This window comes from Paenibacillus sp. FSL P4-0113 (assembly GCF_038009305.1).
Lineage (GTDB): Bacteria > Bacillota > Bacilli > Paenibacillales > Paenibacillaceae > Paenibacillus > Paenibacillus polymyxa_D.
Window position 1 is genome coordinate 4,154,383 of record NZ_JBBPAZ010000001.1, and the last position, 18,720, is coordinate 4,173,102.

Annotated in this window: 20 protein-coding genes and 1 tRNA gene; 11 read left to right on the top strand and 10 right to left on the bottom strand. The window is 47.5% G+C overall.

All coding sequences use genetic code 11. The features are described from left to right. Positions 1-17: 17 nt before the first annotated feature. The gene (locus MKX46_RS17940; RefSeq protein ID WP_029514733.1) at positions 18-983 is read right to left on the bottom strand and encodes a hypothetical protein; all 966 of its coding nucleotides are present in this window, start codon (positions 981-983) and stop codon (positions 18-20) included. Positions 984-1,255: 272 nt separating this feature from the next. Between MKX46_RS17940 and MKX46_RS17945 the strand changes: the two genes are divergently transcribed. Both MKX46_RS17945 and MKX46_RS17950 read left to right on the top strand, forming a co-directional pair. Beyond that, the gene (locus tag MKX46_RS17945) at positions 1,256-1,888 is read left to right on the top strand and encodes an NAD(P)-dependent oxidoreductase (RefSeq protein ID WP_039270303.1); all 633 of its coding nucleotides are present in this window, start codon (positions 1,256-1,258) and stop codon (positions 1,886-1,888) included. A 33-nt stretch (positions 1,889-1,921) separates the two neighbouring features. Continuing rightward, complete coding sequence (locus tag MKX46_RS17950) at positions 1,922-3,526, top strand: NAD(P)H-hydrate dehydratase (RefSeq protein ID WP_341071566.1); 1,605 nt, start codon at positions 1,922-1,924, stop codon at positions 3,524-3,526. On the opposite strand, the gene MKX46_RS17955 is transcribed toward MKX46_RS17950, so the two are convergent. Next, a complete protein-coding gene (locus MKX46_RS17955; protein ID WP_341071567.1) occupies positions 3,510-4,004 on the bottom strand; it encodes a hypothetical protein in 495 nt (164 codons plus the stop codon). The genes MKX46_RS17950 and MKX46_RS17955 overlap by 17 nt on opposite strands. 170 nt (positions 4,005-4,174) lie before the next feature. Between MKX46_RS17955 and MKX46_RS17960 the strand changes: the two genes are divergently transcribed. Then, positions 4,175-5,011: an HAD hydrolase-like protein gene (locus MKX46_RS17960; RefSeq protein ID WP_341071568.1), complete on the top strand. Its 837-nt coding sequence runs from the start codon at positions 4,175-4,177 to the stop codon at positions 5,009-5,011. A gap of 185 nt (positions 5,012-5,196) precedes the next feature. On the opposite strand, the gene MKX46_RS17965 is transcribed toward MKX46_RS17960, so the two are convergent. The 3 genes from MKX46_RS17965 to MKX46_RS17975 form a co-directional block, all read right to left on the bottom strand. Beyond that, positions 5,197-6,948, bottom strand: a complete 1,752-nt coding sequence (locus MKX46_RS17965) for a methyl-accepting chemotaxis protein (RefSeq protein WP_341071570.1) — start codon at positions 6,946-6,948, stop codon at positions 5,197-5,199. 165 nt (positions 6,949-7,113) lie between these two features. Next, complete coding sequence (locus MKX46_RS17970) at positions 7,114-8,145, bottom strand: ribonucleotide-diphosphate reductase subunit beta (RefSeq protein WP_029517885.1); 1,032 nt, start codon at positions 8,143-8,145, stop codon at positions 7,114-7,116. Positions 8,146-8,165: 20 nt separating this feature from the next. Then, positions 8,166-10,499, bottom strand: a complete 2,334-nt coding sequence (locus MKX46_RS17975; RefSeq protein ID WP_029517884.1) for a ribonucleoside-diphosphate reductase subunit alpha — start codon at positions 10,497-10,499, stop codon at positions 8,166-8,168. A 526-nt stretch (positions 10,500-11,025) separates the two neighbouring features. Here MKX46_RS17975 and MKX46_RS17980 point away from each other — a divergent pair. From MKX46_RS17980 to MKX46_RS17995, 4 genes are all read left to right on the top strand, one after another. Continuing rightward, positions 11,026-11,373, top strand: a complete 348-nt coding sequence (locus MKX46_RS17980) for an MTH1187 family thiamine-binding protein (protein ID WP_013308518.1) — start codon at positions 11,026-11,028, stop codon at positions 11,371-11,373. A 73-nt stretch (positions 11,374-11,446) separates the two neighbouring features. Next, positions 11,447-11,518 (top strand) — tRNA-Thr (locus MKX46_RS17985). A gap of 165 nt (positions 11,519-11,683) precedes the next feature. Then, positions 11,684-12,742: a tyrosine-type recombinase/integrase gene (locus MKX46_RS17990; protein ID WP_341071571.1), complete on the top strand. Its 1,059-nt coding sequence runs from the start codon at positions 11,684-11,686 to the stop codon at positions 12,740-12,742. A gap of 201 nt (positions 12,743-12,943) precedes the next feature. Continuing rightward, positions 12,944-13,435 (top strand): hypothetical protein, encoded by a 492-nt coding sequence (locus MKX46_RS17995; RefSeq protein WP_208332425.1) that lies wholly within the window; start codon positions 12,944-12,946, stop codon positions 13,433-13,435. A 109-nt stretch (positions 13,436-13,544) separates the two neighbouring features. Here the strand turns inward: MKX46_RS17995 and MKX46_RS18000 are convergent, their stop codons facing one another. The 4 genes from MKX46_RS18000 to MKX46_RS18015 form a co-directional block, all read right to left on the bottom strand. Then, positions 13,545-13,748, bottom strand: coding sequence for a YqaE/Pmp3 family membrane protein (locus MKX46_RS18000; protein ID WP_014282210.1), 204 nt, complete (start codon positions 13,746-13,748; stop codon positions 13,545-13,547). Positions 13,749-13,831: 83 nt separating this feature from the next. Next, on the bottom strand, positions 13,832-14,380 hold the full coding sequence (locus MKX46_RS18005; RefSeq protein WP_341071572.1) for a DUF3102 domain-containing protein: 549 nt from the start codon (positions 14,378-14,380) through the stop codon (positions 13,832-13,834). A gap of 7 nt (positions 14,381-14,387) precedes the next feature. Beyond that, positions 14,388-14,762 carry a hypothetical protein gene (locus MKX46_RS18010; protein ID WP_058830405.1) on the bottom strand — a complete coding sequence of 125 codons (375 nt, stop codon included), beginning with the start codon at positions 14,760-14,762 and terminating at the stop codon, positions 14,388-14,390. 164 nt (positions 14,763-14,926) lie between these two features. After that, positions 14,927-15,178, bottom strand: coding sequence for a helix-turn-helix domain-containing protein (locus MKX46_RS18015; RefSeq protein WP_068941884.1), 252 nt, complete (start codon positions 15,176-15,178; stop codon positions 14,927-14,929). 192 nt (positions 15,179-15,370) lie between these two features. Between MKX46_RS18015 and MKX46_RS18020 the strand changes: the two genes are divergently transcribed. The 3 genes from MKX46_RS18020 (at position 15,371) to MKX46_RS18030 (ending at position 16,521) form a co-directional block, all read left to right on the top strand. Further along, positions 15,371-15,859, top strand: a complete 489-nt coding sequence (locus tag MKX46_RS18020; RefSeq protein WP_341071573.1) for a hypothetical protein — start codon at positions 15,371-15,373, stop codon at positions 15,857-15,859. A 93-nt stretch (positions 15,860-15,952) separates the two neighbouring features. Beyond that, the gene (locus tag MKX46_RS18025; protein WP_341071574.1) at positions 15,953-16,153 is read left to right on the top strand and encodes a hypothetical protein; all 201 of its coding nucleotides are present in this window, start codon (positions 15,953-15,955) and stop codon (positions 16,151-16,153) included. Between the two features lie 2 nt (positions 16,154-16,155). Next, a complete protein-coding gene (locus MKX46_RS18030; RefSeq protein WP_341071575.1) occupies positions 16,156-16,521 on the top strand; it encodes a hypothetical protein in 366 nt (121 codons plus the stop codon). A gap of 481 nt (positions 16,522-17,002) precedes the next feature. Here the strand turns inward: MKX46_RS18030 and MKX46_RS18035 are convergent, their stop codons facing one another. Further along, complete coding sequence (locus MKX46_RS18035; protein WP_341071576.1) at positions 17,003-17,671, bottom strand: DUF4145 domain-containing protein; 669 nt, start codon at positions 17,669-17,671, stop codon at positions 17,003-17,005. 623 nt (positions 17,672-18,294) lie between these two features. Between MKX46_RS18035 and MKX46_RS18040 the strand changes: the two genes are divergently transcribed. Beyond that, positions 18,295-18,531 carry a helix-turn-helix domain-containing protein gene (locus MKX46_RS18040; RefSeq protein ID WP_341071577.1) on the top strand — a complete coding sequence of 79 codons (237 nt, stop codon included), beginning with the start codon at positions 18,295-18,297 and terminating at the stop codon, positions 18,529-18,531. Positions 18,532-18,720: the final 189 nt, after the last annotated feature.

An 18,720-nucleotide genomic window follows, 5' to 3' on the forward strand; every position in this document is an offset into this window, starting at 1 on the left:
GGCATGTCCATTGGTGTTTAGGATCGGATATGTTCTTCTGCCAAAGAAGAGTCAGCCGTTTTATCTTTATCTGCTGCGCGTAAATCCTGATGTTGAGAAGCATCTGCCTTGATCAAGCCGGGATGACCAACATAAGGACGATCACTGCGAGAGCGGCCTCGGGTAAGTCGGAAGCCGATCAAGAACAGCACAAGCTGAACAGCCAGTATGTAGGGAGACGCTTCCGGTCCGATCCATTGAAGCAGGGCGACAGCGGCGATTACCAAGCACAACAGGCTTGTTGGAAAATGGGATGCCGTCACGTCCAGATCATTTTGCCTGCGCAGGGTCATCAGCCGGTACACATACAGTAGGGCGATCAAGCCTGAAACGAACCTCATCCATGCACACCCTATGAGCCATGAGGCAGATTGTGCAGTGTCGGGCAGACTAACATCAACATGGCTGGAGGCTGTCAGTTCCACAACCAGCCTTGTGACCAACCAGACGATTCCTGCCAGTGCCAGCGGACCAGCTGCTGGACGCAATAGCTTCCACAATGCTGTTCCCCAGCCCGGAGCATGAGATTCCAGCAGAACAAGACGCCGTTCCTCAATAAGTTTGTTCATTTCACGCTCCAGTGATTTGAGAAGCAATTCTCTGCGGAACGCATCACACTCCCGAAGGGATGCTTGGACCTGCTCTTGAAGGTGAGGGGTCAAATAGGGAGCAGCTTTGGCTTCCTGAAGAGCGTGGATGAGTCCGTTCTGGTACTGCTTTTCGCTGTTATTGAACCCGTTCTGGGTAGTGGTTTGGAGACAACCAGCTAATCGTCCATAGATACGCAGCGATTCCTGTAATTCTTCCAGCCGCTGCTGACGCGAATTTCGAAGCTGGGCTGCACTGTGAACATACAGCCATACCAGCAAAGACAACGCCAGCAGGAAGGCGATCAGACCGGGTGAGATATATGCGACTAACGCCGCGAAGTCCGTCGGGGACACCCGCAATCCCTCCTTCCATTGTTCTTTCTACACTATTGCACAGACTACACAGGCATTTCAAGGGCTTGTATACCTTTGACCAGGATATATGAAGTATTTTTTGGTAAAATAGACAAGATACAAGCAGGAGGGTAGATTCGGTATGGATAAAAATATAAAAATTGCAACAGAAGATCATGAGACATCGAATCGATATCTTGCACGGGTTTAAGCTGGAGATAAAACGGATAAATAACAGTAAGTAAATTATAGACAGGAAGAAGGCAGTGAATATGAAGGTTATTATTTTCGGGGCAACAGGAACAATCGGCAAAGCGTTAGTAAAGGAAGCTATCAAGCGTAAGTATGAGGTGACAGCAGCGGTGCGCGACCCCCAACGTGTGACGGAGCAAAGTGAATACTTGACGGTGGTTCAAGCAGATATTCTAAATCCGAATTCCGTTACGGAAGTGGCTAAGGGGCACGATGCTATCATTAGCGCATACGGTCCCAAGTTTGGAGAAGAGGAAGAACTGCTCGAAGCGACTCGTTCTTTGCTGGAAGGAACTCGGCGTTCTGGCGCGGAGCGCATACTTGTCGTTGGTGGAGCGGGAAGTCTGAAAACAGAAAACGGTGAACGCCTCATGGATACCGCCGAGTTTCCGGAGGAAGTGAAGCCGCTGGCGGCTGCCCATGCAGATGCACTGGAGCTGTACCGCGCTGCGGATGTAGACTGGACCTATTGTAGTCCTGCCGGAATGATTGAAGCAGGAAAACGTACAGGACAGTTCCGTATTGGTTTGGATCATTTGGTGGTTGACGAATTAGGCCATAGCCGTATCTCGGTCGAAGATTATGCGGTAGCCCTGATTGATGAGTTAGTAGAAGGGGAATTTGTCAATTCCCGTTTTACAGTTGGATATTAATAAGCAGGGATAGCCATACGGGAGGCGAAAGGCATGTATATGGTGACCGCCGAAGAAATGCGAGAATTGGATCGCTATACAATTGACAAGCTGGGTATTCCGGCCCTTACCTTGATGGAAAATGCCGGGCGCGCGGTAGCTGACGAAGTATTGAAGCTTTCACACACAGGGCCGGGGGATATACCGGGACATGGCGGTATTATACGGACAGAGACGTGGAGTCAAGGACGACATGACTTACGGGAACGAGAACACTGGTATATCCTCGTAGGCAAAGGCAACAACGGTGGTGACGGACTGGTGGCGGCCCGCCATTTAACCGATGCAGGTCTACGCGTCACCGTTGTGTACGTCGAGCCGCCAGACACGCTGCGGGGTGAGGCGGCTGCGCAGCGCGAAATCATCGCGGCTCTGGGTATCCCGGTGATCCTCTATGGCCGGGATACCCTCGACCTGCGCGGCGCCTCCGGCATCGTCGATGCCCTGCTGGGCACGGGCACGCAAGGCCCGCCGCGCGAACCCTACGCCTCGCTGATCCGCGAGGCCAATGCCAGCGGCGTGCCGCTGGTGTCGGTAGACGTGCCTAGCGGCCTTGACGCCGACACAGGTGCACTGCACGAGCCGTGCATTCGTGCGCGCGTCACCGTATGCCTCGCCTACTTGAAGCGTGGGCTCGTCCAATATCCAGGCGCCGGGACCGCAGGCGATGTGGTGGTACGCTACATCGGTATTCCACCCGGCCTTGCCCGTGAGTGCGGCGTGCAGCTGCAGCTCTTGACCCGTGACACGCTGCGCGCTGCGCTGGACGTGGATGTAAGCCGCAGCCGCGTGCCGGACGGACACAAGGGCACCTACGGCCACGTTCTGGTCGCGGCTGGAAGCCTGCGCATGAGCGGCGCGGGCTTGCTGGCCGCACGTGCCGCCCTGCGCATCGGCAGCGGCCTTGTCACGTGGGCGGTGCCCGAAGCGCTGCTGCCGCGCGTCATTGGCGCCGCGCCGGAACTAATGCTCGCTGCCGCAGTAGCAGGCGGAGACGGCGAATGGAACGCCGACTCCGCAGACGAGCTGCTACAGCTCGCGCAGGCACGTGATGTGCTGGCCGTCGGCCCCGGCCTCGGCCGCTTTGCAGGGGACACCGGCTGGCTACGCCGCCTGTGGGAGGAATACGGCGGTCCGCTCGTGCTTGATGCGGACGCCTTGAACATCCTCGCCTCGGCGGGGCCTGAGCTGGAGGCTTGGAAGCCGAGAAGTGCGGCAGTCGTACTGACGCCGCACCCCGGTGAAATGGCTCGTCTGCTGGACATACCGACAGCAGAGGTGCAGCGTGACCGTATCACCCATGCCCGGGAGTACGCCCGAACACGTGAGGTCACGCTGGTGCTCAAAGGAGCGCGCACGGTCATCGCTTGTCCCGATGGAACGGCCTACGTCAATACCACAGGCCATGCTGGGATGGCGACAGGCGGTGCGGGCGATGTGCTAACAGGCATCATCGCAGGTTTGCTGGCTCAGGGCTTGAATGCTTCGCAGGCAGCAGCTTTTGGCGTGTATTTGCATGGTGCGGCTGGAGAAATAGCCGCACGTCATCGCCAGCATCCTGCCTCTGTGATCGCTGGCGACATTATTGAAGCCCTATAGGCCATAGCAGCAGTGGCAGGAGGAAGGCCAGCATGATCTGTAATCCATATTCACGGTTCAGCCAGTGCCTTCCTCCATAATACAGCAGTGTAATCCCTGCACCTGCTATGCCGTTGCTCCATGAAATGCCCGTTCCGGCAGGCGACATCAAAGAACCTAGCAGGAGAAAGACACTGAATCCTGCAGCGAGGTATAGGGTGAGCTGCTCGGGCTTGCGAAGCCAGGGTAAAAGATCGCATAGCGCATCAGCGACAAGAGCGGCAGGAAGGGCAAAACCATAGGCCCACAGCTGCGCGGTCAGTTCACCACTATTGCCTGCTATAGTCAGAGGAATTCCTGTTATTTCCTCTGTCAGATAGCAGTAGACCCATAAGAGACCAAAAACCAATCCTCCACAGGCCAGTTTATTCAGCGCATAACAACCAAGCTCCATCCGCCAAGGCATTTTGGAATTAAATTCATTCCAAGGCTGTCTCATGTTGCGACTCCTCCTCTGATCACACTCGGTATTCACAACCAATCAAGGAATTTATTTTCAATTACAATCCGCTTACCGTTTACGACATTTCAGTTTACGTTAGCTGTGTATCATGTTCCTAAGCAAAATAAAGATTGCGGATAGCCGCGGTACGGAAAGGCGGGGATTGCATGATACAAGCGGTTATTTTTAATCTCGAAAGTACATTGTTAGACCCCGGAGGACGAGGCTTAACCCAGGGAATGCGTGATATTTTCAGATGGAAAGGTATACAGGTAACTGAAGAACAGGTATCTCATGGGCGAGGAATGCCGATCCGGGATCATATTGCGAATGTGCTGGGACTTTCAGAGGTTCGGAAAAAATGGCTGGAGTGCTTTGGTGCGCATCCTGGCAGAGTGGATATTGAGCATATTTATCTTGAGCTTGTCCCTGTTCTCCGCTCCTTGATCCAAGGGGCTGAGCCTGCTATCGGTATAGACAGGGCGCTGCAGGAGTTGCAGGATCGTCGCATTCAGTCAGGTGCCACTGCATCCTGTCCAATGGAGATGCTCAGTCACGTATTTACGCCTGCACAGTCACCCTATACGCTGGATTGTATGGTTGCCCCTTGTGAAGTTTCGCAGGGGAGACCTTATCCGTGGATGATCTATGAAATTGCACATCGCTTGCAGGTATTTCCGCTGAGCGATATTGTGAAAGTAGGAGATACAGTAGCCGATATGCAAGAAGGACGGAACGCCGGTGTATGGACGATTGGTGTCTTGAATCATAACGAAAGCGTGACGACCGTAGCTCAAACGACCAGCCATGAAGCGGAAGACAGAGTGGCTGAGGAACGGCGCAGACAGAGTGTATATGGTTTGAAAAGAGCAGGAGCCCACATCGTGATGAACTCGGTCGCTGACTTGCCGCGTATTTTGCGTGAAATCGAAATGCTCCAGCATACGGGAGGCTATCCTTCTTATACGAAACAGGTGAAAACAGCGGCGCTACCCCCGTCATAAGAACGGATATGAGTCTGGAGTGCTTGAATACACACTTCTAGGTTATATGTATGCACCTACTCGGATAAAGGTGAACTCTGCTCGGCTTTCAAAACATAATAATGGAGCATTCGCTACGTTAGCGAATGCTCCATTTTAGTTTACTTCTTTTTGGTTTAGTTGAATCGAATCCAACATCATATTTACTATTCAGCGTTTTTTACCCGGAACTGGTCGGCATGACGCTGCAGATTGTTTGATAGTGTGGTGAGATTGCGGGCTACTTCGGATAGTTCTTTTACCGCTAGGGCCTGTTTCTGAGCGCTTGCTGATACATCTTCTGTCATTCCGGCAGTCTGCTGTGCCGCGCTGGCTGTGTGATTTAAATGTTGATCTACGCTGTGACGTACCTCTTGCATCTCTGCCGTCAATTGAGCCAGATGTGCAGCTAACTCCTCAACTTCCCGTGAAACCTGGGTGACTTTGTCAACAGACTGTAGACATGCTGAAATTTGGGTTTCTTGTTCATTGACGGTCTTTATGTTTTCATCAAATTGATCACCCATTTGCTCAATTTGCTCAACAAAGCTGCTTAAGATTTCGTCGATTTCACGAATCGATATGGCGGATTGTTGGGCAAGTTGCCCCATTTCATGAGCGACCACAGAAAAACCCTTGCCAGCTTCGCCTGCACGTGAGGCTTCAATAGATGCATTGAAGGACAAAATCTGCGTCTGCTTTACGATGCCCTGTACCTGTTGACCGATGTTAGCTGCCTCGCGGGATTTTTCGGTTAACGCGTGGGACATGCGTTGCATCTGCTTGATACGCAGGGCGCTTTCTCGTCCTTTTTCTAATAACAGTTCATGCTCACTGGCTACCTGATTGCGAACCTCATTGAGATGATGGGCTGTATCCGTGAATTGCTGCACATGGCTTCCGACTTCATCCAGCGTTTGTCCTAATCGGTCAGATTGTTGAACTGATTCCACCGCTTGTTCTGCTTGGTTAATAGAGACATCGGCAATTTGCTGGAGCGTACGGGACAGTTCCTCAGTCTGATGGAGTGTCCCCTCCGTTGTCACGACGATATTCTTCGATGCATGCTGGAGTGTACTTGAACTGCTTTGAATATCCACAATCATATTCGACATGGCTTCCACCATTTTGTTCGTCAATCCGCTGATTTCGCCTAACTGATCATATGTTACTTGCGACGATGTAACCGTAAGGTTGCCGTCGGCTACTTGCTCCAGTGTATTTTTAATAAATCTCACCTGACGCAGTATCCGCCGGGTTACCAGCATCATAGCCGTAATGGAGATGATCAGAATGATGGAGATAACAGGAATAACTAATCGGTAGGCCTCGGGCAAGGTATGTTCGTATACTTCAGTCACAGAGGACAGGGATCTATCGATTCCCAAATAACCAATGATGGTTCCATCTGTATCCTTAATGGGAGTAAAGGAGGAAAACATCGTCCCCCACTCAGGGTCCGTTGTAATATCTGTAGTCACTGTTTCCCCTTGTTTCAATTTCTCCTCCGTTTCTTTAAGGGTAAAACTTACAGGAGTTCCGAATGGACTGTAGTCTTTGTCTTCCCATGCGGCTCCATCTACCGTAATTTTCCACTCATTGCCCACACGGTTGTACATGTAGATGTACAGGATTCCAGTTTGCAACCTGAGTGTATTTAACTCGTTACGAAGCTGCTTATACTCGCTACTTTGCTCAGATGAATCCGTATTTAAGCTCTTGACTGCGGATTTGTCCAATAACTGGGCCGTGTTCTTTGCCAGCGTTTCATTGTTTAGCTGCATGGTTGATAGAGAAGCATTCTGGATAGATTGATTGGTCGTCCACAAAACAATGACGCCAATCACTATTAAAGGAATGAGCAAGATGAAGTAGAGTTTGGATTGTAATCCCATTCTTTTTTTAACGCTGCTTTTCATAATATGCTCCTTACTTTGTTTTTTTACCTTCATATATATCGTGTACAAATAGGAAAATATGAATAGTTATTCAGATGTTTCATGATTTTTTTTGCGTATTTGCGTAAATTCTCATGAAAAAAGCCTTAGCCCGGTAAGTACCGAGCTAAGGCTGTATCTTATGACTTACAAATCGTCAAATCCGTTGTCATCTCCGACCTTGCCATAATTGCGTGATTTTGCTTCAAAGAAGTCCGTTTTTGTCGCATTCAGCGCTTCATCTGAGAATGGTTTGATCCAAGGCATACAGTTTACATCTACGCCTTCGTACGCTTTGTCCATACCAAGCAGTCTCAGGCGCATATTTGCCATGTATTTGATGTAATCGCTCAGCTCGTTCAGGTCGATGCCGCGAACCTCTTTGAGCGTATAATGCGCCCAATTCGTTTCCAGCTCCACAGCGCGGTCAATCATACGATAGACATAGTCCGTATTTTCCTTGGTATTCAGCTCAGGGAAATCGGACAATAGCTGCTTGAACACTTCGGCAAAGAAGTAGCAATGCTGATTTTCATCACGCTGAATATACGAGATCATTTGGCTGGTTGCCATCATTTTCTGATCACGGGCCAAATTGTAGAAGAACGCAAACGTACTGTAAAAGAAAATGCCTTCCAAAATCAAATCCGCTACCATCGCTTGGAAAAAGGTTTGCGGGTTCTGCTCATCGCGGAACTCCTGGTAAATGTCCGAGATGAATGTGTTACGCTCCAGCAGGACAGGATCGTTTTTCCAGTATTCAAAAATTTCCTTCTGTTCCTGATCTGACACCAAAGAAGACAGAACGTAGGAGTAGGACTGGTTATGCACCACTTCCTGCTGCCCGATAATCGCTGAAATAGCTTCCAGTGACGAGTCGGTAAAATAGCGTTTTACATCCCCGACAAACATCGTTTGCATCGAATCCAGTACAGCCAGCAGGCCGATGTTAATTTTGAAGGTGCGCTGTTCTTCGGCATCCAGCACAGGGAACTGGGACGCGTCCTTGGACATCGGAATTTCATCTGGAATCCAGTGATTCAGTAGTAGCACTTTATACAATTTGTACATATGCGGCATCCGAATATCGTTCCAATTCAAAATACCGGAGCTTTCGCCTTCAATAATACGGGTAGAGCGATTTGGCGCTTCCGTGTTAAAAATCTTCTGTAACTGCATGAGAGCTTCTCTCCTTTAGTTTAGGATGCGCAGCTATCACATTCTTCAATCGTCAGTGCGCGGCTGCGTACATAATAGGTCGATTTCATACCTGATTTCCAGGCATGGATGTGCAGCTCTAAAAATTCAGTTGCTTTAATATCAGGCCGTACATACAGGTTAAAGCTTTGGCCCTGGTCAATATGACGCTGACGTGCAGAAGCCATGTTGATCGAAGCGTGTTGATCCAGCAAGAAAGCCGTCTTGTAGTACCAGATAGTTTTTTCGTTCAAGTCCGGTGCAGGGTTAGCAATCTTGTAAGTTGTTTTCTCTTCATAGGAAAGCAGCTCATACAATGGATCAATGCTGGCGGTAGAGCCTGCAATAATAGACGTGGAACCGTTAGGCGCGATGGCGAACAGCCATGCGTTGCGGACACCGTTTTGTTGGACTTCTTCTGCAAGCTCACTCCACTCGGAGGTAGTGACAAATTTGCCTTCGCGTGTACCATCTGTATAGCCACGGGAAGTGAAATAGTGCCCGGTAGACCAGTCAGAGCCCTCGAATTTGGCATAACGGCCTTTTTCTTTCGCTAGCTCCATGCTGGATTTGACGGCCAGGTAGTTAATCTTTTCATACAAATGATCGTTATAGGTTACCGCTTCATCGGATTCCCAACGGATACCTTCCAGCGCGAGTAGATGATGCAGTCCGAATGTACCCAGACCGACAGCGCGATATTGGCTGTTCGTATATTGTGCTTGCAGTACTTCAATGTTGTTGATATCAATAACATTATCCAGCATACGTACCTGAATCGGTACGAGGCGATCCAGCACACCTGCTGGAACCGCACGAGCCAGATGGATGGAGTTCAGGTTGCACACCACAAAATCGCCAGGAATTTTGGAAATAACGATGCGTGTTTGTCCGTCTTTTGTGACCAATTCTTCTTTTTCCACTACAGTTGCAGATTGATTTTGCATAATTTCCGTACACAGGTTGGAGGAATACACCATACCATGGGCGCGGTTCGGGTTGGCCCGGTTTACCGTATCACGGTAGAACATGTAAGGCGTACCTGTTTCCAGTTGCGACTTCATCAGGCGCTTCATAATGTCGATGGCAGGCACTGTAATACGAGAGAGAATGGGATGCTGTGACGCCTCCTCATACTTTTCGCGGAAGGTACCTGAACCGAAGGTTTCATCATAAAAATCTTCCAGTCCCAGTGGACGACCGTTGTCATCTTTCCAGCCCATTACTTTCTTCACTTCATGCGGACAGAACAGATTCCATTCGCCCCGTGCTTCGACCCGCTCCATGAACAGATCGGGCAGACATACGCCATGGAACACGTCATGTGCACGCATCCGCTCGTCACCGTTGTTCAGCTTCAGGTCAAGGAATGCGAGGATGTCCTTATGGAATACGTCCAGATATACGGCAATTGCACCTTTGCGAGTACCCAATTGGTCTACGCTAACAGCTGTATTGTTCAACTGGCGAATCCACGGAATGACGCCGGAACTTGTATTTTTATGTCCACGGATATCGGAGCCACGCGCCCGTACTTTACCAAGGTATACGCCGATGCCGCCGCCCATTTTGCTAAGACGGGCTACATCCGTATTGGAGTCGAAAATACCTTCCAACGAGTCGTCTACGGTGTCGATAAAGCAGCTGGAGAGCTGTCCGGCCACCTTTTTTCCGGCATTGGACATCGTTGGTGTAGCTGCTGTCATGTACATGTTGCTCATCGCCCAGTACGCTTCTTTGACCAGCTCCATCCGCTTGTCGGCAGGCTCTTGGTGCATCAGGTACATCGCGATGATCATGTAGCGTTCTTGCGGCAGTTCCATTACGCGTCCGTCAAAATCGTTGGCCAAATAGCGCTCAGACAGTGTTAACAGCCCGATATAATCGAACAACAGGTCATTTTTCGGCAAAATGGAATCGCCCAGCTCATCAATCTGCTCCTTGGTATAGTAGTCGAGCAGTTCTTGACGGTAAATTCCTTTTTGGACCAAATCAGTGATCAGTGGATAAAAAGCGCCGTAAGGCTCGTCCGCATAGGATTTGTAACGGCGGTGAGTAGCCGCTTTTTTATACAAGGAAGTGAGCAAAGCACGTGCAGCGGCAAATTTCCAGTCCGGTTCTTCCTTACTAACCAATTCAAGGGCAGCCATCGCAAACGCGTTGCTAATGTCATCCCCCGTGACTTCGTCCCGGCGCAGCTTGCTAGTTACACCGCGAATGAGTCGATCCTTATCCAGCTTGTCCAGTCCGCTGAGTACACGGTCGGCATATACGGAGATGCGTATTTCATCAAAAGCCAACTGGCGATTGTTTGGTTTGGTTACGAGTTGTGGCATAGGATTAATTCCTCGCTTTCTTGATTTGGAATCATACTTGGGAATAGGCATGAAAATGATCATGATGAGAAGATAATGGCGAAAAAAGCGATGGTCAGACAGCATTTGGGGGCTGTATGTAATCCAATAACATAGAAATAGCGATGTACCTGCCAATGAAGGGGGAAAAGATGGTTCCCGTACGATTTATCGGCTACATCACTATATTTAGACGTGTTATGAATATTTAACCCAACATATTGTGTGTAAAAACTTAAAATTTCAAATAAGTGCAAGGAGTATTATAGCAACATTCGAAGCCATACGTAAAGGAAAAGGAATGGAAAATCAAAATATACAGAGAAGTCGCGGGCTGTATTTGAATTGAGGCTGTTTGAACGGTACAATGAATGATAAAGATGTTTCCTACAGAAACAAGCAGCATACATATGAACTTTTTTTGTGAAATAAGGTTGCTCGCTCTATCGGACTGAAATTTTAAATTTTTAAAGCAGCGACGATTTTAATTTTAGGGAGGAACTTGGCGATGGCTATTGCAGAAGTGACAGTGATCCCGATTGGAACGGGGAGTACAAGCCTGAGCGACTACGTTGCCCAGATGCAAAAAGTGTTGAAAACGCAAAAAGGAATTACCTATGAGCTTACCTCCATGAGTACGATTATTGAAGGTTCGTTGGACGATGTATTCACCGCCATTGCTGCGCTGCACGAAGCACCATTCCTGTCAGGAGCGAAGCGTGTTTCCACCTCGGTCAAAATTGATGATCGCCGTGACAAGCCTTCATCCAGTCACCAAAAGCTCCGTTCCGTCGCAGAGAAACTATCTGGCACCGCGACAGGAAATGTTACCGAACTAAATCCAAATCCTAGTTGAAAAAGTTGATGTAAGTGATTGATTTTTATGTAACTAAGAGTATAATAGTTTTTGTTGTCAGTTACACTGACCTGCTGGTGTAGCTCAGGGGTAGAGCAACGCACTCGTAATGCGTAGGCCGGGGGTTCAATTCCCTTCACCAGCATCCCTCGTTAGAATTTCCCGTCATATCAACGTTTGTCACTCGTTGAATGTTCCGGATAGGCAGACGCTAGGTCAACGTTTTCCTAGCGATAAAACAGACGAACGTCGGCGCTGAAATGCGATATATACGGAGCCTCCTACGGTATTTTGTAGGAGGTTTTTTGCTATGTCGGTTGATCCACGTAAGGGTAAGGCGGTTACGGCTAAACGCCGCAGTGGACGGTCTGGAAAAGAGGTCGGCTTCGTCGGGCTTGACTTGGGGTTCGATCTATTCTTCAACGCTAAACGAGCGGAGAAGTTACGGACGCGAACACTCGAAGACTATCAAAGCTACTGGCGTTACTTTCGGGAGTGGCTTATGGAGAATCACTCGGAGATAGATGAAGTAGGTCAGCTCGATACGGCCATTCTACGCGAGTATATAAACTACATGTCCTACGAACGGACAAAATATGACGGTGTTGTAGAGCGGCGAGTAGAAGGGTGCAGTCTTTCACCCGTCACGGTAGCGTCAAGGCTCCGCGCGTTGAAAACAATGTGTAAATTTTGGATGTCCGAGGGATTGATGAAAGAAGACCCAGCGGAGAAGCTGAAGCCACCGCGCAAGGATACAGAGGAGAAGAGTGTAATTGTCGATGAACAACTCCGGGCTTTAATTGAAGCTGCCGACGTTGATACATTTGCGGGCTTCCGAGATCGTACTATTATGAGGTTACTTGCGGATACAGGGTTGCGGATTAACGAGGCGTTGAGGTTGGAATCGACCCACCTGGATATCGCGTCGCGTTGTATTCGATTACCGGGTCATATGAATAAAAACAGAAAGCCGCGAATTGTCCCAGTTTCGGCAAGTGTTTTACGTGAGTTGGTTATCCTTATGGAAGAGAATCACACTTACTTTGATACGGACTTCATATTTCTAGCGAATTACGGCGATCCGTTGAAAGCCGATCAATTCAGAAAGAGACTTAGCCAGTATGCGGACAAAGTAGGTATCGACAGAAAGGTAACTCCGGTGTCTCCGCACCGATTCCGTGATTACTTCTGCACAAACTACCTACTCAACGGTGGGGATCTCTTCACGTTGCAGCGGATTGTAGCGCACGCTGATATTAAGACCACGCAGGGATACGTCAAGATAAACGAGGAAGCCATGCGTGATAGTCATTCGCAGTATTCACCGCTCTCACGACTCGGAATGTCTCGCGTAGGAAAGAGACGCTAATAAAACATATAACAACGCTCATCTCTTTGGAGGTGGGCGTTATTTTCTTGTATGCACAGGAAAATTGTACTAGATTATGGATTGTTCACATAGTAAAATATGTCTATATTAGTCGAAGCGTAAAGTTTTCCGTTCAAAACTATGATATCGGAAGTTACGTTGGGGAGCGTTCAAACTTATCGGGGAGAAGTGAGGTGTTTAATGGGAGACTTTTGGGGAAGTGTAATTCCTGGACTTATGGGGAGTGTTATTGGTTCTATAGCCACATGGTTAGTGACAAGGGACTCAATAGCGAAACAGTTTAGTAAGCAATTGGAGTTAATTAACCTTCAAGAGACTAAAAATAATACGACAGCATTAAAATCAGTCAAAAATGAGTTGGATTACAATATAGTTCATTTAGGATCAATAGAGAAGATGTTTTCGAAATTAAGTGTAGAATTTATAAACTATCGAGAATTAGGACTAACTAGTGGGCTTAAAAGTACTAGTTGGGAAAGGCATTCTGATACAGTTGGGAATGTATTGAATGAAAAACAATTGAACGAAATAATTACTTTTTATCTTAATATGTCCGTGGAAATTAATAATCAAGTATTTAATACTGAGAGGATCGAGAAATTGATATCGACCGGATTAGGAGTTTCAAAAATGTTAGAGCATGAAATATCATCGCGTTCTGACCGTAAATAAGCGCCATAACTCCGTCCAGAACACCCACATAAGAGTATCGCCATAAACGCCTAATTTAACGTTAAAAGCCCGTGTCCTCAACGTAGAGGATTACGGGCTTTTTCGTCGTTTATCGGTTCTGCCCGCGCTGTACTGCGCGGATAAGCTCTTCGTTTCGCAAGTCAGCTTTGTGGCTGTTTACAACGACCAGTGCGTGAATGACACCAGGCACGAAGAAAAATAGACACAGTATAAAATTTAAAATAGCCTGGCCGGGTTTCCCACAGAGCAGGACCGCCAGCGGCGGAATCAGAATAGCAAGAAGGTATCGCATCAGATGTAACCCCTTTTACGTTTATTTACTTTGAGCACAATTTTATCAGATAGAGGGGAATTATACTACGAAAAAATTGGGAATTATACCCTCGGTGGTTCTGCACGCACAGCTTCGAGGGTATCGCACATAATGCCGTAATCGTCTTCCGCCTTCTCCGCACGTGCCTCCGCAAGTTCCCGCGCTTCACGCTCGGCCTTCAGCGCAGCCTTTACTTCGCGTAGTTCACGTACGGTCATTTCGTCCGGAACCTTCGTAACTCCGGATTTCAGCGTGTATTCCCGAGTGCGTTCGTCAGACGGAAGCGTTGCGATCTCGTAGAGTGCTTCCAAACCTCGATGTTTCGACGTCGAAACGCTCTCTCCGATTTCGTCGTATACGGAGATAAATTTGTGTGCGTATGACCGCTTAAACTCAACGTGTTCCTCAAGCCACCGTATCCACCCGCCTGCTTCCTCACGTTGTTGGGCGAGTTTCCTTGCTTCCGGGTCCGTACTATCCGATTTTGCATAGCGTACAGACTTGAGACGGCGGCCGATTTCGAAAATAGCCTCACCTGCAACGCGCTTGTATGCGTTGATTTCCGCAGTTATCGTAGGTAAATCAGATGATAAAGTTACGACTTCACTCACGTAATAATTAGAAGATTAAATTAAGTAATATGAAGATAAGTATAGAGAGATGGCCCACAAAAAAAGAGTATGCCTGGTTTTTGGATAGCTTAAATTCATCTTTAGGTTGCTTGTCCATCATCTTTTGATTCTTTTGAGAAAGTCCCTTTTCGGGCAAAAGTTTATTTTCAAAAACAAAAGAATACATCCTCAGTAATCCATAGGAGGTGAAGAAGCAGTATCCTAAACTTGCCCAAGCAATGATAAGTATAAAAAGAAAATGAGCGCTCTCAATCTTTCCATAAAGGGTAATCGTAAAACCTAATAAAATAGAAATAATGCCTAAAACCCATTTGTTATAATCAATTTTACTTTTATAGTAATCCTTTTCATCTTCGGTCAATTGGATACCCCTTTTTAATTATTTATCGTTTAACAAGGATATTAACCCATATATCGTATAATTTCACCGTGAAATCAGCGTGTATCAGGACGCTAAAGCCTGCGTTAAGGGGTACGCAAGGGGGCGGAGGATAGGCGATAATTTAACGCAAAAAGACCGCTAAATTAACGGTCTTCTTTTTTTGGTTCGGTACTTTCTTCGGCTCCTTGAGGTATGTATTTAATTAAATCCCCCGGTTGACAGTCTAATACGGAGCAAACTCTATCAAGAGTCTCGATTGTTATAGACTTTACGTCAACGCCGTCGTTTGTTGCCCACTGGCCTATGGTATTTGGACGGATGCCTGAGCTTTTAGACAATGCATACATACTCATTTCTCTTTTCTTGAGCATCTCTTCAAGTGTAAAACGAATCATCCGCGATCCTCCTTGTAATTAATTTTATTTTATCATAAAAAGGCTTGACTATATTAACTCATGGGGTTATTATCGTATCAGGTTATTAACGAATTGAGTTATTAAAAGTTTCATCTTTATCCCGAGCAGCATCGTACCGTAACGAAGCATCAACGCAATTCACCTTATAATCCCGCTAGGAGGCGCAATCATATGTCAATAACGTTAGGTTTCATCCGTAATCGTCGCGACAACCTCATTATCATCACGGTCGGAAGCGGCCGCACTCGCCAAGAACTCCGCGTTACATCGGAATTATTCTTCACTATTATACCGCAAGCTAATCCGTATCTCTACGGCGACATTGTTGAGACTACTCCGGCACAGCTCGTTGAACTCGGCTTTGAGTTGGACGCAGAAATGAAACGGGAAGTCTTCCGTGTTGTTCGTCCGCTAGTTACTCCGGCTCAAGTTCGCTACGTACTCGATCCGATCACAGGGAACTACATAGTTCGGTACGTCGGCACACGTCAGGAGCTCGTCATACAGGCGCGGGCGTTCTGGCGGATAACCGGAGTCAATCAATGTTCGCCTCTCGGTAGTTTAACGCTATCAATGGACGTTATGAAGGAACTCGGATTCATTGTCGGGAAGGGGGGCGTCCAGATTGAACGTTACAGTAAATTCGCAAGCTACGCGTAACATCGTATTATCACGCAAAAATCGTAAACGTATTGTCTCGATTCTTAAATTCATCTACGCTGTCGTGTTGATCGCGCGGGAGGTGTTGGCGTAATGTCTTACTTGGAAATATTCACGGATTATCGGCTTGGTTCCGAAACGACAGGCGAGGCGTTAATGATTGCATTCCGTTTCTATATACTCGCGGTCGGCAACGTATTGGAGAGTCCGCATTTCACTGATGCCGAACGAATTGAGACGTTAAAAGAGCTAGATGCGGCATTTAACAACGTATTTCCGAATGGAGGCGTTTGAGCATGGGTGAGTCAACCGAATTAGAACGGGCGGCGCTGGCCTACGGACCTTACGATCTGCCGCATATGTATGAACTCGTGGAGGGTGTTTTATACGCGGATCACTACTTTTTCCACCTTGAGAACGGTATTTTATGGCTTCGTCACGTCCACAAAGTCGACCATCCGGAACATACGCACTTATTTATCGATGGTGACTCGGGCGGCCTTCAGCTTGCGGGAAACGTTCAGCGCGACTTGTTGGACGTGGTCACAGAAACACTCGATCGGCTCCGAAGTATGGACGGATTGATGTTTATAATCGACGAATTGCTATGGCTCGATGATCGTGGCGATATCGAATTAAATCTCGTTAAGAAGAAGGGATAGCGCGTCCTCCGATGAACCTAACGCCATAAATGGGGAGGAGACGCGCGTGCATTACCTGGCTGTCTTTGCTGCAACATCGGCGGCTAAAAGTTTCATGTCCGTACTTTCCGACGCCAATCGGAGGGATCGCTATGCGGAACAATCGCTGAGTAGCGCCAACTGCTCGGTAAACTTCGGTCGGCCTACGTAAGACGCGCCAACGTCTCGGTAGGCTGGCCGATTCCTTCAATAATTCCTACGTCCGGATACGGCAATATCCGTCAGGCAGGCGTAGTTCACATAGATTTATCATCCTCGGACGATCGGCCGGTAAATCCGGTTCAGGCACCGGTCGTCTGCTTGTTATATCCAGTAATACGCAGGATGCGAACGTAGGTTCCATTTTCTGAAAAGTTTTTGTCGATCGTGTACGAAACGGTGGTAAACGTTAAAGATGCCGGCTAATGCGAGGGCCAGTATTATACGGAATTTATCGCCTAATCTACTTCATCAGTGGTTTTCCTAGGGCTTTTAGCTTTTCGTTTAGTTCTTTCCTTCTAGCTTCAAGCTTCCTAGGGTATATAAAGTAAAAATCGAACAACATTTCTAATACTTCAAGCAGCCACTCGGCTTCGCCAGGCTCTACATCAATTATCTCTCCCGTTCGGGTGTCTTTTAGAGGGTGGGCTGCAAAGTTTCCTATATTTCGAATTGCATCTACTGCTTTAAGGATGTAGCTCGGCACTTTTTCTGACTTGATAAACTGGTCTATTTCTAGTGCAAGACTACTCTTTTTAATATTGAGTTTATTGTGTAAGAAATTTTGAAGGCACCTTCTGCTGAGTGCGGCACTGGCTTTAGGGCTGATTTGGAGAACCTTAATTGCCTCTGAAAAGTCAGATGAATATTCAATTGGTATGTCGCTTGAGATGGTATATCTATTTTTGTTCAAAGGATAGACGACAGCCTCTTCTTCGCCTGAATGCATAATATAAGCTCCGCCATCGGTTTGATTTATTTTATGTTCGCCAGTGTAACTAATTACAATAAGCTCACCACACTCAGGACAGTAGCTTCCCTCGAATGTTCTACCATGCCCCTCAGATATTTCGAAGACCATTTCTTTTATAGGGTCAAAGAAGATGCTAGTTGTGCAGCTCGGGCAAATCATTGATAGTTCCCCCTCATTAATTTAACTCGCATAATTGAAGGTGCCGTTCTCACGCATAAAACGCCCACTCTTCTTCATATTACGTAGTCCTTTGGTACTGGATTACGCTAAAATTCGACAAACTGGTGCATATTCCCTGCGTCCTATTACGATAATTTAACGTTTTATCGTATATTTTACTATGTTTTGCGGCTATATGTTATGAGGAAGTAGAACGCTGCGGATAAAATCCGAATGCTCTTTTCGTTTGTGAATTTTGTGTGAATTTTTTAATTTGTACCCTGTATTTTCTGTCGTTTTGTGGCTATACGTTATGAGGGAGTAGATTGTTGCGGGTACGCTTCGTACACTCTTACGATATAGGTTGTTTTTTAACCGCTCAGTTACATACGTGTATGAGAGGACCGCGTAAATTCCTCCGTTTAGATCGTATATTTTGCCCGTTTAGTTATCTATATGTTATGAGGAAACTTTTTTCGAAGGTGAGGTTGTTTTTGCGGTAATCTCAAGGCCTTATATGTGAAAGTAAAATCGCACTCGTGTCGTGTGCCTGACGACATGACGGCGGTCTTTTTATTTACGAAGCTAGTTCAAGAATCAGAACGCAAAGGGAGGTGTTTACAATGGCGGTCGTTAACGAAAGCAACATCGGTATCATTCGCGCAGTCTATCGGCTCTCATACGAAGAATTAGGCGCGTTGATGGGCGTAAGTGGGCGATTCGTTTCTTACGTCGAGAACGGAGCCCGTAACCTACCGAAAGTCAGGGCGGATATGCTCGAAAAAGAACTCGAACTTACGCCGGATAAATTAACGCGCCTAATCGAGATATACCGGGATACGTTACTACCGGGAAAGTAGACGCTACAACGGCAGATATGGCGTGTTCATCCGTTTTACCTTCCGCGTCGCTACGCTCCTGCGGACATCCGCCCCTAATCGGGACGTCTGTACATATTCTAAACGCGAGAAAGACTTTGGTAGAGATACACTTTCATCGTGCCATCTTTTGGGCGCGGTGAGGCAACGACCGAAGGGCGGCGGCAGGAG